The sequence below is a fragment of the Pseudoalteromonas sp. S3785 genome, from assembly GCF_005887365.1.
Taxonomy (GTDB): domain Bacteria; phylum Pseudomonadota; class Gammaproteobacteria; order Enterobacterales; family Alteromonadaceae; genus Pseudoalteromonas.
The window spans coordinates 1-527 of record NZ_PNCT01000120.1 but is presented as its reverse complement, the minus strand read 5'-3'; the positions used below and the strand labels follow the sequence as shown (position 1 = coordinate 527).

Sequence of the window (527 nt, the reverse complement as noted above, 5' to 3'; positions counted from 1 at the left end):
AACTAAATTGATTTCGTAAAAAATTTATCGAATCCTTAAGAGGACATTTATAGTTGGCTAAAATTGTTGAGCGCAGCGAAAACAGCCAACTGTAAATTTTCCTGCTTAATTGCCTTGTTTTAAGTACATCACACCAATACGCCATTTAACATTAGTGCAGGTAGAAAAAATACGGATGAATAAATTACAGAGCCTGTTACAACCAATGCGCATGAATAAAATAATGCCTGTGTGAAATACACTTTAGGTTTGAAAATTGAACTGTTTTTAAACGCTACAGTGCAAATTTGAAGTTCGAATTTTACACGCCCGATGGCGGACTGAACCCGAATGATAATTGGCTTGTAATACATAACCAAAAAGCTAAACACTAGCTCCATGCCACCAATGTCAGCCAAAAATATAAACTCAGGAGCGAATGGTACGATTAAGCACATAACTGCAATGAACAAAAACTTTTGAATATTACTTAAATCTTTCCACATACTCTTAATTTCCTTGTACTTATAACGCCCAATTAAAAGGCA

Annotated in this window: 1 protein-coding gene; it reads right to left on the bottom strand. The window is 34.7% G+C overall.

Annotation, left to right across the window (positions count from 1 at the left end; genetic code table 11):
- Positions 1 to 128: 128 nt before the first annotated feature.
- Positions 129 to 527, bottom strand: a 399-nt coding sequence (locus tag CWC17_RS18730; RefSeq protein WP_212750656.1) for a hypothetical protein, incomplete at its 5' end; no start/stop codon positions are given.